The 14,113-nt window shown below is 61.8% G+C and carries 10 protein-coding genes and 1 tRNA gene; 2 read left to right on the forward strand and 9 right to left on the reverse strand.

Features of this window, described 5'->3' with window-relative positions:
* The first annotated feature begins 339 nt into the window (after window positions 1-339).
* Window positions 340-1,887, forward strand: a complete 1,548-nt coding sequence (locus ACMFWR_RS15100; protein WP_413192422.1) for a methyl-accepting chemotaxis protein — start codon at window positions 340-342, stop codon at window positions 1,885-1,887.
* A 185-nt stretch (window positions 1,888-2,072) separates the two neighbouring features.
* On the opposite strand, the gene ACMFWR_RS15105 is transcribed toward ACMFWR_RS15100, so the two are convergent.
* The 6 genes from ACMFWR_RS15105 to ACMFWR_RS15130 all read right to left on the reverse strand — a co-directional run bounded on the left by ACMFWR_RS15105 (window position 2,073) and on the right by ACMFWR_RS15130 (window position 9,118).
* Window positions 2,073-2,151, reverse strand: a tRNA-Ile gene (locus tag ACMFWR_RS15105).
* Between the two features lie 161 nt (window positions 2,152-2,312).
* Window positions 2,313-4,823, reverse strand: a complete 2,511-nt coding sequence (gene rpoD / locus ACMFWR_RS15110) for an RNA polymerase sigma factor RpoD (protein ID WP_413192423.1) — start codon at window positions 4,821-4,823, stop codon at window positions 2,313-2,315.
* A 128-nt stretch (window positions 4,824-4,951) separates the two neighbouring features.
* The gene (gene dnaG / locus ACMFWR_RS15115) at window positions 4,952-6,814 is read right to left on the reverse strand and encodes a DNA primase (protein WP_413192424.1); all 1,863 of its coding nucleotides are present in this window, start codon (window positions 6,812-6,814) and stop codon (window positions 4,952-4,954) included.
* 187 nt (window positions 6,815-7,001) lie between these two features.
* Complete coding sequence (locus tag ACMFWR_RS15120; protein WP_413192425.1) at window positions 7,002-7,454, reverse strand: GatB/YqeY domain-containing protein; 453 nt, start codon at window positions 7,452-7,454, stop codon at window positions 7,002-7,004.
* A gap of 156 nt (window positions 7,455-7,610) precedes the next feature.
* Complete coding sequence (gene rpsU / locus ACMFWR_RS15125) at window positions 7,611-7,823, reverse strand: 30S ribosomal protein S21 (RefSeq protein WP_413192426.1); 213 nt, start codon at window positions 7,821-7,823, stop codon at window positions 7,611-7,613.
* An 83-nt stretch (window positions 7,824-7,906) separates the two neighbouring features.
* On the reverse strand, window positions 7,907-9,118 hold the full coding sequence (locus ACMFWR_RS15130; RefSeq protein ID WP_413192427.1) for an NAD(P)/FAD-dependent oxidoreductase: 1,212 nt from the start codon (window positions 9,116-9,118) through the stop codon (window positions 7,907-7,909).
* A 340-nt stretch (window positions 9,119-9,458) separates the two neighbouring features.
* Between ACMFWR_RS15130 and tsaD the strand changes: the two genes are divergently transcribed.
* Window positions 9,459-10,484 (forward strand): tRNA (adenosine(37)-N6)-threonylcarbamoyltransferase complex transferase subunit TsaD, encoded by a 1,026-nt coding sequence (tsaD, locus tag ACMFWR_RS15135; protein ID WP_413192428.1) that lies wholly within the window; start codon window positions 9,459-9,461, stop codon window positions 10,482-10,484.
* 176 nt (window positions 10,485-10,660) lie between these two features.
* Here the strand turns inward: tsaD and dxs are convergent, their stop codons facing one another.
* From dxs to ACMFWR_RS15150, 3 genes are read right to left on the reverse strand one after another with little or no spacing between them, the layout of a single operon-like run.
* On the reverse strand, window positions 10,661-12,565 hold the full coding sequence (gene dxs, locus ACMFWR_RS15140) for a 1-deoxy-D-xylulose-5-phosphate synthase (protein WP_413192429.1): 1,905 nt from the start codon (window positions 12,563-12,565) through the stop codon (window positions 10,661-10,663).
* Window positions 12,566-12,613: 48 nt separating this feature from the next.
* On the reverse strand, window positions 12,614-13,579 hold the full coding sequence (locus ACMFWR_RS15145) for a polyprenyl synthetase family protein (RefSeq protein ID WP_413192430.1): 966 nt from the start codon (window positions 13,577-13,579) through the stop codon (window positions 12,614-12,616).
* The gene (locus tag ACMFWR_RS15150; RefSeq protein ID WP_413192431.1) at window positions 13,576-13,875 is read right to left on the reverse strand and encodes an exodeoxyribonuclease VII small subunit; all 300 of its coding nucleotides are present in this window, start codon (window positions 13,873-13,875) and stop codon (window positions 13,576-13,578) included. The genes ACMFWR_RS15145 and ACMFWR_RS15150 overlap by 4 nt, the downstream gene beginning before the upstream one ends.
* Window positions 13,876-14,113: the final 238 nt, after the last annotated feature.

Here is a 14,113-nt window from a genome sequence, read left to right on the forward strand (position 1 = left end):
GCCCCGCTTCCTTTTTCCGACCGTGTCAGTTTCGCAGGTTGCGCGCAAGCCGATCGGGGAAGAAAAGGGGGGATTTGGGGCTATTTCGGGGTTTGAAGGAGAGGAGCGCCGAGCGGCGCAGGCGAGGAGGCGTGGGGTGACGTTTAGTTTGATCGACGAAACAACGGCTCGACGACGTCAGTCCATTCCCTCTTCCACCCTCTCCGCCGCCAATTAAATTGGATAAAGAATTTGTAATCTATCGGTCGACTAAAGGATTCATTGAAAACCGCCGTTATTTCAATGAATTAGAAATTCTTCATTTACAACCCCTTTTTCCAACGAATCAGGAAACGGCCGATGAAATTGTCCTTTAGCCAAAAGCTGTGGCTTCCCTTGATTCTCTGCATCGCATTTGTCGCGACCGTTTCGATCACGGATGCCTATCGCATTCGCCAGATCCGCTATGAGGAGCGTCAGAACGATCTGGTTCATGCCACGGAACTCGGCATTGCGACCGTCAAGGCTTTCGCGGCCGAAGCCGCGGCCGGCCATATGTCGCCAGACGAAGCGAAAGCCCGCGCGATCGAAGCCATCCGCGCCACGCGCTATGGCGGCGGCACCGGGTATTTCACGATCATGGACATGAAGCCGGTCATCGTGATGCATCCGTTCCATCCTGAAATGCAGGGCAAGGATGTCGATACCTACAAGGATCCCAACGGCGTCGCGCTCTATCACGATACGGTGGCTGTCGTGCAGCGCGATGGCGGCGGCTTCGTCAAATACGCCTTTACGAAGCCCGGCAAGACGGGACTCTTTCCGAAGGTCTCGTATGCCGCCTCTTACGCGCCCTGGGGGTGGATTCTGCAGACCGGCGCCTATATCGACGATATCGACGCTGCGTTTCGTACTTCGCTGTATGAAAGTCTGGCTGAGCTGCTGATCGCCGCGGCGGCGCTGGCCTGCGCGGCCATCTGGATCAATCGCAGCATTCTGCGCACGTTGGGCGGAGACCCTGCCTATGCAGCTGAAATCGCGAGCCGCATTGCCGACAACGATCTGACGGCCACGGTCGAAACCGCGTCGGACAATCAGGACAGCCTGCTCTCTTCAATGAAGCGCATGCAGGAACAACTAAGCTCGATGATTTACGCGATCCACACCTCGAGCAATTCCATCGCCTCAGCGGTTTCGGAAATCGCATCCGGCAATGAGGATTTGTCGCAGCGAACGGAGCAGCAAGCGGCATCGCTCGAGGAAACGTCGTCGAGCATGGAGCAGCTGACGGCAACGGTGTCCAACAACGCCGGGAATGCGCAGGAGGCCAGCCGCGTCGTTTCTGTCGCCATGCAAGCCGCACACCGTGGCGGAGGCGTCGTGCAAGAAGTGATCGAGGCGATGGGCGGCATCAATTCGGGCTCGGACCGCATCGCCGATATCGTCGGAACGATCGAAAGTATCGCGTTCCAGACCAACATCCTTGCTTTGAATGCAGCGGTCGAGGCAGCGCGCGCAGGAGAACAGGGCCGCGGCTTTGCGGTCGTCGCTTCTGAGGTCCGCTCGCTTGCGCAACGCACCTCGGCCGCTTCGAAAGAAATTCGAGGCCTGATCCAGACCTCCGTGCAGCGCGTCAAGGACGGAGCGCAGTTCGTCGGTTCAGCCGGTACGACCATGGAAGAGATCGTGCAATCGGTGAAGCACGTGGCCGACATCGTCAACGAAATCGCCGTCGCCTCGGTCGAACAAAGCAAAGGCATCGGCCAGATCAGCACGGCTGTCACGCAGATGGACAATGTCACCCATCAAAACGCGGCACTGGTGGAACAAGCTACGGCAGCGACGATCTCGCTCAAGCATCAGGCCGACGAAATGCGATCACTGGTGGCGCAATTCAGGTTGGCGTGAGCGATTCGCGGGCCTCGCGCTCGCGGCACGCTAGCCACGCATTGAGTCGAGTTTAGCCGCACGAAATCACCAGCACGACGTTGAGGTGCGCGGCCTTCGGGCGTGGCATTTCAACGCTTTGCCGAGCCGATGCACTTTTGCAGAGCGAAAAAAGGCCTAGCCGAAGCTAAGCCTTTTGATACTTCTGGTGGGCCTCCCGTGAGTCGAACACGGCACCAACGGATTATGAGTCCGCTGCTCTAACCAAGCATGAGCTAGAGGCCCTGAAACGGTGATAACGCGGGATACAGCGAGGTTTCCAGCGCGTCTTGAAATCGTGTCTGCCATGGCGGCAGGACCAGCAGGATAGCGGGCTACCCCACCTATGACAAGCGCCCCCGAAGGGGCGCTGTCATTGATTCAGACAAAGCTGAGAGCGATCCGGATCAATTCCCTTCGAGGAAGGACTTGAGCTTGTCCGAACGGCTCGGGTGACGCAGCTTGCGCAGCGCCTTCGCTTCGATCTGACGGATCCGCTCACGCGTCACGTCGAACTGCTTGCCGACTTCCTCGAGCGTGTGATCCGTGCTCATTTCCACACCAAAGCGCATACGCAGCACCTTCGCTTCGCGCGGCGTCAGCGAGTCGAGCACGTCCTTCACGACATCGCGCATGCTGGCGTGCAGCGCGGCATCGGCCGGCGCGACCGTGTTCGTGTCTTCGATGAAGTCGCCCAGATGCGAATCGTCGTCGTCACCGATCGGCGTTTCCATCGAGATCGGCTCTTTCGCGATCTTCATGATCTTGCGGATCTTGTCTTCCGGCATGTCCATCTTCTCTGCCAGCGTTGCCGGATCCGGCTCGAGACCGGTTTCCTGCAGAATCTGACGCGAGATCCGGTTCATCTTGTTGATCGTTTCGATCATGTGCACCGGAATACGGATGGTACGTGCCTGGTCCGCGATCGAACGCGTAATCGCCTGGCGAATCCACCACGTCGCATACGTCGAGAACTTGTAGCCACGACGATATTCGAACTTGTCCACCGCCTTCATCAGGCCGATATTGCCTTCCTGAATCAGGTCGAGGAACTGCAAGCCACGGTTCGTGTACTTCTTCGCGATCGAGATCACGAGACGCAGATTGGCCTCGGTCATTTCACGCTTGGCCTGACGCGCCTTGAGTTCGCCCGCCGCCATCTGGCGGTTGGTTTCCTTCAGGTCCTGCAGCGGCAGCACGACACGCGCTTGCAGGTCGATCAGGCGTTGCTGCTGTTCACGAATCGCCGGGATGTTCCGTTCGAGCACTGCGCTGTACGAATGGTTTTCCTTGACGATCGCCGGTGCCCACTCGAGGTCCGTTTCATTGCTCGGGAAGCGTGCAATGAACTCGGCACGCGACATGCCGCACTTGTCGACGACCGTGTGAAGGATCTGACGCTCGACCGAACGCACTTCTTCGACCTGCGCACGCAGCGTATCGCACAGACGCTCGACATTGCGTGCCGTGAAGCGGATCGACATCAGTTCCGTCTGGATCGTTTCCTGCGCCTTCAGGTAGGCCTTCGACTTGTAGCCTTCCTTTTCGTACGCACGGCGCATCTTGTCGAACCATTCGCCGATCATCGCGAACTTGGCGAGCGAGTCGACGCGCAGCTTTTCGAGCTGAGCGGCATTCGCACGCTCGGCCACGGCGCCGTCGTCTTCCTCTTCTTCCTCGTCGCCTTCTTCCTCTTCTTCTTCGTCCTCGTTCTCGATCGCTTCGGCTTCGGCGGCGTTGAAGCCGTCGGCGTCTTCAGCGTTGTCGTCGACGAGACCATCGACGAGCTCGTCGATGCGCATCTCTTCGTTGGCCACACGTTCGGCCATCGCGAGAATTTCCGCGATCGTCGTCGGGCAGGCCGAGATAGCCATGACCATGTGCTTGAGGCCGTCTTCGATACGCTTGGCGATTTCGATTTCGCCTTCGCGCGTCAGCAGCTCGACCGTACCCATTTCACGCATGTACATACGGACCGGGTCGGTCGTGCGGCCGAATTCGGAATCGACGGTCGACAGCGCGACTTCGGCTTCCTCTTCGACTTCATCGTCGCTCGAAGCAGCCGGGGCGTTGTCGTTCAGCAGCAGCGTTTCGGCATCGGGAGCCTGTTCGTAAACAGCCACACCCATGTCGTTGAACGTGCCGACGATGCTCTCGATCGCCTCGACTTCGTTGAGGTCGTCCGGCAGATGGTCGTTGATTTCCGCGTAGGTCAGGAAGCCGCGGTCCTTGCCGAGCTTGATCAGCGCGCGCAGCTTCGCACGACGCTCTTCGAGCTCTTCGGCCGTACCCGGCTGATGCGACGCGAACGCGTCTTTCAGCAACGCCTTTTCCTTCGCGCGGCGATCGCGCGCCTTCAGTTTTTCAACCTTCGGCGCGGGTTGCTGATCCTCGGCCTGGGCCGGGGTGTTATCGACAGGTGCTTCGTTCGACGTTTTCTTCATTGGACTGGCCGTAGCGGCGTGTATCTCGGCGACAGGCTGTTCTTCAACATCCGTGTCACCCGTTGAAACCTTGCTCTCGCGTGCCGACGTGGCGGCATCCTCATCGGATGCTTGCGCGGTTGCCCTCGACGCCGGCTTTGCCGCGGGCGCCCGTGTGACCGCCCTCGAGGCGGCGCCGGCCGCCTTCGCGGCCGCTTTCGTACCTTGCGCGGTACCTGCGTCAGTGCTCTTGCCAGTTGCCTTCGAGGCGGCGCTGCTCACCTCTGTTTTCGTTGCGCCAGCGGGCTTTTCCGCGACCGGGGTCGCGGTCTTGCTCGACGTGCTTCTCGTGGCGGCGGCCGACCGCGTACGTGATCCCGCAGGACGCGCTTGCGCCGCTGCCGGAACAGACGGCGAATCCGCAGCCGGGTCGTGCGATGTCACACGCTCGTCCTGCGCTTTCACCTTCGTCTTGCCGCTCGTAGTTTTCACCATTACGATCTCGCCCCATCAACAGAACTTCGAGGGTCACAGCCCGCACTGCCCGGCCCCGCTTGCTGCGCGGCACCGGCTCGGGTGCAATCTTCAGAATAAAGCCCGCTGAAAACCCGCCATTATACCAGTCAGTCACGGACCGCCACTGGCGCAAGCCGTCTTCTGAGGTCAGCGGTTTGCCTCAGCAGGTCGGCATATTCGGTTGTCTCTTCGGAAGTCAGCTTGGACTGGCGCGACAAACGGTCGCACCTTTCACGCAACGCGTCGTAATGAAGCTTCGCGAGCGCAGCCCGCAATTCCTCGCCGGCCATGCGCTCCTGCTCCTGATAACGTTCGACCGATCCCTCGGTTTCAGATCCGAGCAACAGATCCCGAACATTTTCATCATAGGTCAGAATTTCGCGAAAAATCTCTTCATATACCGGCGCATTAGCCGTATTTCGAAGCACTTCTGAAAGCAATCTGAAATCCGCCGCATCGCCCAGCGCGCGGATATGCGTCAACACCTCTTCAAAAATTTCGCGCCGCGCCGCGTAATGCAGCGCAGCCAATTCGTCTTCACCGATCGCCACCCCGCTTCGCGGGTACATCACGAGGTTGCGCAGCGCGCGCTCCTCGGTACCGGTCACCCGGCGGCGTGCCGCCTTTTCGGGCGCGTCGCGCACCGCGCGCTGCACCGCGCCATCAATGCCGCACAACGCCGCGACCTCGCCGAACGGCACGCCGAGCCGGTCGGCAAGCATATGCACGACCTGCGTGCGAAACGCGTTCGGCGGCAGTGCCGTCAGCAGCGGCTTGGCCTCGAACAACGCCTTCGCCCGCCCTTCGGGCTGGTCGAGCGGCTTGTCAGCCACGATCTCGTTGAGCAGGAATTGCGACAGCGGCAACGCCTGCTCAATCTGATACCCAAACGCATCTGTGCCGAATTCGCGCACAAAGCTATCCGGATCGTGCTCGGCCGGCAGAAACAGGAACTTGATCGTCCGGTTGTCTGCCGCATGTGGCAGGCACGCGTCAAGCGCACGCCGCGCGGCGCGCCGTCCTGCCTTGTCGCCGTCGAAACTGAACACCACCGTATCCGTCTGGCGCATGAGCTTTTGCACATGCACCGGCGTACACGCCGTACCCAGCGTCGCCACCGCGTTCGGAAACCCGAGCTGCGCGAGCGCCACCACGTCCATATAGCCTTCGACGACCAGCACAAAGCCCTTCTCGCGGATTGCAAGGCGCGCTTCGAACAGGCCGTACAGCTCGCTACCCTTGTTAAATAAGGGCGTTTCGGGCGAGTTCAAATACTTGGGCTCGCCACCATCGAGCACGCGACCGCCAAAGCCGATGACCTGCCCGCGCACATTGCGAATCGGAAACATCACCCGATCCCGGAAACGGTCGTACCGTCTTGCCGTGCCGCTTTGCGCATCGGTCTTCTCGCTGACCAGCACAAGCCCGGCCTCGACAAGGGCTTCCGCCTGATAGTCGTCAAAGGCCTGCTCGAGGTTCTGCCAGCCCTCGGGCGCATATCCGAGCGCGAAATCGCGTGCCACCGCGCCCGACAGCCCGCGCTTTTTCAAGTACGCGATCGCCTTGGGTGACGCCTTGAGCGCCGTACGGTAGTAGTCGCTCGCCGTCTTCATGCGGTCGACCAGCCCCGTCGCCTGCTTCCACTGCGCGCCGTCACGGCCGTCGCCCCCGGCACGCGGCTCCTGCGGCACGGTCAGGCCAACCGACTGAGCGAGCTCGTTGACGGCCTCGGGGAACGTCAGACCGGCATGCTCCATCAGAAAGTTGATCGGGGTGCCATGCGCGCCACAACCGAAGCAGTGATAAAACTGCTTGGTCGGACTGACGGAGAAAGACGGGCTCTTTTCGTTATGGAACGGACAGAGCCCCATAAAGTTCGCGCCACCCTTCTTGAGCTGCACATAGCGACCCACCACCTCGACAACGTCGACGCGGCTGAGCAGATCCTGCAGGAAGGAGTGGGGAATCAAAGCGCCTAATTACCGCAAGTCGTGTCGGCACATACCCAGCCACTCTGCCGGAGTGCGACCATTTCGCATCAACCGGCGGTGCGTGTGTCGCACCGCCTGCCCCGTATTTGCCGCCGGAATCGCCAGGTTCAAGACCGTCGAATCCTCAGGCTGACCGCGTTACCGCCATGCCCTGAATGCGTATTTCTTACTTAACGGTCAGCGCCGCCTTCACTTGAGCCGACACGGCCGTCATGTCGGCACGCCCTGCCAGCTTGGGCTTGAGCACGCCCATGACCTTACCCATGTCCTGCGGGCCGGCAGCGCCGACCTGTGCAACAGCGGCAGCCACTTCGGCCTCGATTTCAGCCGCGCTCAGTTGCTGCGGCATATACGCCTGTAGCACCACGAGTTCCGACTCTTCCTTGTCGACGAGATCCTGGCGGCCCGCGCTCGCGAACTGCGAGATCGAGTCCTTGCGCTGCTTGACGAGCTTGTCAATGACTCCGGCCACCGCCGCATCGTCGAGTTCCGTACGGTCATCGACTTCGCGCTGCTTGATCGCCGCAAGCAGCAGGCGAATCGTGCCAAGGCGCTCGGTTTCGCGCGCGCGCATGGCGGCCTTCATGTCTTCGGTGATCCGCTCTTTCAAACTGCTCATGGGCGCCGGGTCCTCAACTCAAGATACTAGGAAATAAAATCGCGTTTCGCCGAAACAGTGCATCCGATCGGCACCACCGCGAAACACAAAAACCCGCCTCGGAGTGTCCGACAGCGGGTTTCGCGGAGCGCGCCCCGTATCGGGCGCGACCGATCATCAATACATCTTTCTCGGCAGCATCTGGCTGCGCAGCGACTTGAAGTGGCGTTTCACGGCCGCAGCCTTCTTGCGCTTGCGCTCGGAGGTCGGCTTCTCATAAAACTCACGCGAACGCAGATCGGTCAGCAGACCGTTCTTTTCGATCGTGCGCTTGAAACGACGCATCGCGACTTCGAACGGCTCGTTCTCTTTGAGGCGAATGATGGTCATGATTCGTGGTCGGCCGACATTCCGAGGGTCCACGAGTGTAGCACAGGGAATTTTTGTTTCCCACCTGCACCTTGTGGGTATTTTTACCGACGGCCAAGCGATTCCGCGAGTGCACCCGCGGAGGCAACAGCGGACGCCCATGCCCATTGGAAGTTGTAGCCGCCCAGCCAGCCCGTGACGTCCACCGCCTCGCCGATGAAGTGCAGCCCTGGCACGCGCTTGGCCTCGAGGCTCGCAGACGACAGCTCGGCCGTCGAGACGCCACCCGCCGTCACTTCGGCCTTGCGCCACCCCTCGGTGCCCGCCGGGGTGATCGCCCAGCGATTCAGTGCGTCGCCGAGCGTGCGCAGCTGTCGATCCGGCAAATCGGCAAGCCGCGCTTCCTGCGTCACGCCGTGCACCTGCGCCCAGACCTCCGCCAATCGCGACGGCAGCCATTCGGACAGCTGGGAGACGAGGCGCTTCTTCGACCCCGGCTTGGCCTCGAGCAGCAGCTCGGTAGCATTGCCTGCGGGCATCAGATCGATGGCGAGCGGCGTGCCCAGTGCCCAAAAGCTCGAAATCTGCAAAATCGCGGGACCTGACAGGCCTCGGTGGGTGAGGAGCAAATCCTCGAGAAACTCACCGCGCGCTTTGCCCGCACCGGTCGACACGCGCGCTTCCAGCGCGAGTCCCGACAGCGCGGCAAACGGCTCCCAACCCGCCGATGTGAACGTGAGCGGCACAAGCGCAGGGCGTGGCTCAATGACTTCGAGGCCGAACTGCCGCGCCACGCCATACGCAAAATCGGTCGCGCCGATCTTCGGGATCGAGAGCCCGCCCGTTGCCACGACCACGGCGCGCGCTCCGATCTCGCCCGCGTTCGTCGATACGACGAACGATTCGCCACGCCGGATCTCCTCGACACGCACCGGCCGGCGCCACGCTACGCGACCGGCTTCGCATTCGGCGACGAGCATGTCGATAATCTGCTCGCTCGAGTCATCGCAAAAGAGTTGCCCCTTGTGCTTTTCGTGAAACGGGATCCGGTAACGCTGGACCAGAGCGATAAAGTCTTGCGGCGTGTAGCGCGCCAGCGCCGAACGGCAGAACCGCGGGTTTTCCGACAAGTAGTTGGCGGGCCCCGCGTCGCGGTTCGTGAAATTGCAACGGCCGCCGCCCGAGATGCGGATCTTTTCGGCCAGGCGCTCGGCATGATCGATCAGGACGACGCGCAGTCCGCGCTGCCCGGCGACCGCCGCGCACATCATGCCGGCCGCCCCTGCGCCGATAACGGCGACATCAAAATTTTCCATGGGCGCGATTGTACGTGGAGACGGAAAAGGGACCCGTGGCCGTAGCGGGTGAGCCCATTCCGCGCCTGCGTCCTCGCACAGCCGCTCGGTAGCTCGGTAGCTCGGTAGCTCGGTAGCTCGGTTGCTCGGTTGCTCGGTTGCTTGGTTGCTTGGTTGCTTGGTTGCTTGGTTGCTTGGTTGCTTGGTTGCTTGGTTGCTTGGTTGCTTGGTTGCTTGGTCGCTCTATCAAGCCAGGCGTACGGCAGGATGAATCGCACCGCATGAGACCGGCGGCCCCATTTTCTCTGAACCTCTATAATTCACCGTTTGCGGCACGCCGTTTCCCTTCCTGTCTCGACCCATGCTTGTCCTCGGCCTCGAAAGTTCTTGCGATGAAACCGGTCTCGCGCTCTATGACTCGGAGCGCGGCCTGCTTGCGCACGCCCTGCATTCGCAGATCGCGATGCACCGAGAATATGGTGGCGTCGTGCCCGAACTCGCATCACGCGATCACATCCGCCGCGCGTTGCCCCTGCTCGAACAAGTTCTCGAGCAGGCCGGGGCCCGACTCGACGACGTCGACGCGATTGCTTTTACCCAGGGACCGGGCCTCGCCGGCGCGCTGCTGGTCGGCGCCAGCGTCGCCAACGGTCTTGCGCTGGCCCTGAACAAGCCGGTGATCGGGATCCACCACCTCGAAGGTCATCTGCTTTCGCCGTTGCTCGTCGATGCACCGCCTCCGTTCCCGTTCGTCGCACTGCTCGTCTCGGGCGGCCACACGCAGCTGATGCGGGTGACCGATGTCGGACAATATGAAACGCTCGGTGAAACACTTGACGATGCCGCAGGCGAAGCGTTCGACAAGACTGCCAAGCTATTGGGCCTGGGTTATCCGGGCGGACCTGAAGTGTCGCGCATGGCCGAGTTCGGCAATCCGGGCATCGTCACGTTGCCGCGCCCGATGCTGCACTCAGGCGACCTCGACTTCAGCTTCAGCGGGCTCAAGACCGCCGTGCTCACCGCAGTACGAAAACTCGGCACGAACGTCTGCGAACAGGACAAGGCCGATATTGCGCGCGGTTTTGTCGATGCCGCAGTCGACGTGCTCGCAGCCAAATCGATCGCCGCACTCAAACGTACCGGGCTCAAGCGGCTGGTCGTTGCCGGTGGCGTCGGTGCGAATCGCCAGTTGCGCGACGCATTGAACTCGGCCGCCAAGCGTCGCGGTTTCGCAGTCCACTATCCCGATCTGTCGCTGTGCACCGACAACGGCGCCATGATCGCGCTCGCCGGCGCGCTGCGACTGGCGCGGTGGCCCGAGCAAGCCGAGCACTCGTACGCGTTCACCGTGAAGCCGCGCTGGGATTTGTCGTCTCTCGCCAACTAGGCCCGACCCCGCATCGGATGGGATTCGGCCTTTTGCATAGCGCTGCGCAAAAATAGGTCTGCGCCTCGAGCTCACAAACAAAAAGGCTGGATTCCGCTTTTGCGGAACCCAGCCTTTTGCGTTTCTTTGGGTGAGGTGCGCTATTTCGCTTCTGCTGCGAGAAGCAGCGTTACCACTTACGCGACGAGCTTTGCGACGCTGCTCTTGTCACCCGACTCGCTCGCGAAAAAACGCTTGCGAATCGATGCCGCGATGCCTTGCGCGTCGAGGCCGCAGCCCGACAGCAACTTGGCAGGATCGCCGTGATCGATAAACGTATCCGGCAGGCCCAGTTGCAGCACCGGCCGATTCAGACCGCTCTCGAGCAGGCTTTCGACACAGGCCGTGCCCGCGCCACCCATGATCGCGCCTTCTTCGACCGTCACGAGCACATCGTGCGTTTCGGCGAGCTGACGGATCAACGCGTGGTCGATCGGCTTCACGAAACGCATATTCGCGACGGTCGCGTCGAGTGCGACGCCCGCTTCAATGCTCGGCGCAACCATCGTGCCGAATGCCAGGATCGCGATGCGATGACCGGCCGGCTTGCCCGATTCGCGAACGACGACACCCTTGCCGACCGGCAACGCTGCAAGATGCTTGACCGTTTCGACGCCCGTGCCTGCGCCGCGCGGATAACGCACGGCCGACGGACCATCGATCGTCAGACCGGTATGGAGCATCTGACGGCATTCGTTTTCATCCGCCGGCGCCATGATCGTCATGTTCGGGATGCAGCGCATGAACGGAATGTCATAGGCACCCGCGTGCGTCGCGCCATCGGCGCCAACCAGGCCCGCGCGGTCGATTGCGAATATGACCGGCAGGTTCTGCAGCGCGACGTCATGGATCAATTGATCGTAGCCGCGCTGAAGGAACGTCGAATAGATCGCGACGACCGGCTTCAGGCCTTCGGTTGCGAGCCCGCCCGCGAACGTCACCGCGTGCTGCTCGGCAATACCGACGTCGAAATACCGTTCCGGGAAACGCTGCTCGAATTCGACCAGACCCGACCCTTCACGCATGGCCGGCGTAATGCCGACAACGCGCTTGTCAAGTTCAGCGGCGTCGCACAGCCACTCGCCGAACACTTGCGCATACGTCTTGCGGCTCGACTTCGCGGGTTTGATCCCTTCGACCGGGTTGAACTTGCCGGGGCCGTGGTAAAGCACGGGATCCGCTTCGGCGAGCTTGTAGCCCTGGCCTTTCTTCGTCACGACGTGCAGGAACTGCGGGCCCTTGAGCTCCTTGATGTTCTGCAGCGTCGGGATCAGCGATTCGAGATCGTGACCGTCAATCGGTCCGATGTAATTGAAGCCGAACTCTTCGAACATCGTCGCGGGCACGACCATGCCCTTCGCATGCTCTTCGATGCGGCGCGCGAGTTCAAGCACCGGCGGTGCGACGCTCAGCACGCGCTCGACACCCTTCTTCGCAGCCGCGTAGAAGCGACCCGACATCAGGCGCGCGAGATAGCGATTGAGTGCGCCGACCGGCGGCGAAATCGACATATCGTTGTCGTTGAGCACGACGAGCAGCGGCAGATCGTCCGCGACGCCGCCATTGTTCAGCGCCTCGAATGCCATGCCCGCGGTCATCGCACCGTCGCCGATCACGGCGATCGAGTAGCGCGATTCGCCCTTGATCTTCGACGCATGCGCCATGCCCAGTGCCGCCGAAATCGACGTGCTCGAGTGGGCGGTGCCAAACGTGTCGAAATGCGACTCGTCGCGACGCGGGAAGCCCGAAATGCCGCCTGCCTGACGCAGCGTGTTCATGCGCTCACGCCGGCCTGTCAGGATCTTGTGCGGGTAGGTCTGGTGACCCACGTCCCACACGATCCGGTCATCCGGCGTGTCGAACACGTAGTGGAGTGCGATCGTGAGCTCGACCGTGCCGAGGTTCGACGACAAGTGCCCGCCGGTCTGTGCAACGCTTTCGAGCAGGAAGGCGCGCAATTCGTCGGCGAGGCGCGTCAGTTCACTGCGGTCCAGCTTGCGCAGTGTGACGGGGTCGTCGATGGTTTTCAGCAAGTCATACATCGTTGTTCGATTCCAGGGATCTTCGGCGGTCTGCGACCGTCTGTATTTTTAGTTCGCGCGTTCGACGACCAGGTCGGCGAGTTGCGCGAGCCGCTCGGCGCGATCGCCGAAGGGCGCCAGGGCCGCATGTGCATCGGCCTGCAACTGCTTCGCAAGCTTGCGCGCCTCGTCCAGTCCAAGCAGCGAGACGTACGTCGGCTTGTTGTCCTTCTCGTCCTTGCCCGCTGTCTTGCCGAGCGTCGCGGAGTCGGCGGTCACGTCGAGAATATCGTCGACGACCTGAAAAGCCAGTCCGACCGCGGCGGAATAGCGTTCGAGCGCAGCAGCAAGCGTCGCGGCGTCGATCGCTTCAGCGACGGCGGCACCGCCAGCCTGGGCGCGCGTCTGCGCGGCCACGCCTGCGGCCGCATCCAGGCTCTCGGGCGCTTCGTCGCCGCACAGCGCGCCCATGAACACGGCCGCGCGCAACAACGCACCCGTCTTCATCCGATGCATCTTCTCGAGCGACGGGCGGTCGAGCGCGATGCCGACGCTCGCGAGATCGATCGCCTGGCCGCCGGCCATGCCGAGCGAACCACTCGCATACGCGAGCTCGCGCAGCAACGCAGCCTTACGAGCAGCGGGCACCGGTGCGTCGCTCAGCGTAATGAACGCCTGCGATTGCAGCGCATCGCCGACGAGCAGTGCCGTGGCTTCGTCATATTGAACGTGTACCGTGGGCTTGCCGCGACGCATCGAATCGTCGTCCATGGCAGGCATATCGTCATGCACGAGCGAATAGACGTGGATCATCTCGATCGCCGCACCGGCCGCGTCGAGTGCCTCGGGCGTCGCGCCGGTCAGCAGGCCGGCAGCATGCACGAGCAGCGGCCGTACGCGTTTGCCGCCGCCGAGCGTGGTGTAACGCATCGCATCGTGAAGGCGTCCGGGCTCAACCTCGGCCGACGGCAGGCGCGCTTCGAGCGCCGCTTCGGTACGGGCGAGCACCGCACGGGTCCATTCATTGAAATTCATGCATCGTCCTCATCGGTCGCGAGGGGCTTGAGGACCTCGCCGTCGAGTACCCGCACTTGCTGCTCGACTTTTTCCAGCTGTTGCTGGCAATACGAGACGAGTTGCGAGCCGCGGCGGTAGGCACTCAGCGAATCCTCGAGCGACAGCGCACCGCCTTCCATTTTCGCTACCAGCCCCTCGAGTTCGGCCACAGCCGCCTCGTAGCTTGCCGGCGCCTCGCCGGCCGCCGGGCCCGCGGCCGACACACCCGCGCCAGCAGGCGCTTCGGGTCGATTCGGAATAGCGGTGTTCGCCATGTCAGTATTTAAGATTGCAGCCAAGTCCGTCATTCTACGGTAAAACCGACAGAGTCCGCCCCACGGACCCCGTTCGACATTCGAGTATTCGCGTATTTTCCTGACGAAATCAGGGACTTAACGTCAACTGAATACTTAAACAATCCCCCCAAACCCGCCCGCTTGGGTATAATCGCCCGTTTCCCCAAATCGAGTATTCGATGGTTGGGTTGTTCACTGCTTTCTGCAATTGGGAGTG

The sequence above is a fragment of the Pararobbsia alpina genome, from assembly GCF_965118125.1.
In the GTDB taxonomy this organism is placed as follows: Bacteria; Pseudomonadota; Gammaproteobacteria; order Burkholderiales; family Burkholderiaceae; genus Pararobbsia; species Pararobbsia alpina_A.

Bases quoted from the DNA above. Each gene is read 5' to 3' on its own strand.
- ACMFWR_RS15100 (WP_413192422.1), top strand. From the start codon at position 340: ATGAAATTGTCCTTTAGCCAAAAGCTGTGGCTTCCCTTGATTCTCTGC.
- tsaD (WP_413192428.1), top strand. From the start codon at position 9,459: ATGCTTGTCCTCGGCCTCGAAAGTTCTTGCGATGAAACCGGTCTCGCG.
- ACMFWR_RS15145 (WP_413192430.1), bottom strand. From the start codon at position 13,579: ATGAATTTCAATGAATGGACCCGTGCGGTGCTCGCCCGTACCGAAGCG.
- dxs (WP_413192429.1), bottom strand. From the start codon at position 12,565: ATGTATGACTTGCTGAAAACCATCGACGACCCCGTCACACTGCGCAAG.
- ACMFWR_RS15130 (WP_413192427.1), bottom strand. From the start codon at position 9,118: ATGGAAAATTTTGATGTCGCCGTTATCGGCGCAGGGGCGGCCGGCATG.
- rpsU (WP_413192426.1), bottom strand. From the start codon at position 7,823: ATGACCATCATTCGCCTCAAAGAGAACGAGCCGTTCGAAGTCGCGATG.
- ACMFWR_RS15150 (WP_413192431.1), bottom strand. From the start codon at position 13,875: ATGGCGAACACCGCTATTCCGAATCGACCCGAAGCGCCTGCTGGCGCG.
- rpoD (WP_413192423.1), bottom strand. From the start codon at position 4,823: ATGGTGAAAACTACGAGCGGCAAGACGAAGGTGAAAGCGCAGGACGAG.
- ACMFWR_RS15120 (WP_413192425.1), bottom strand. From the start codon at position 7,454: ATGAGCAGTTTGAAAGAGCGGATCACCGAAGACATGAAGGCCGCCATG.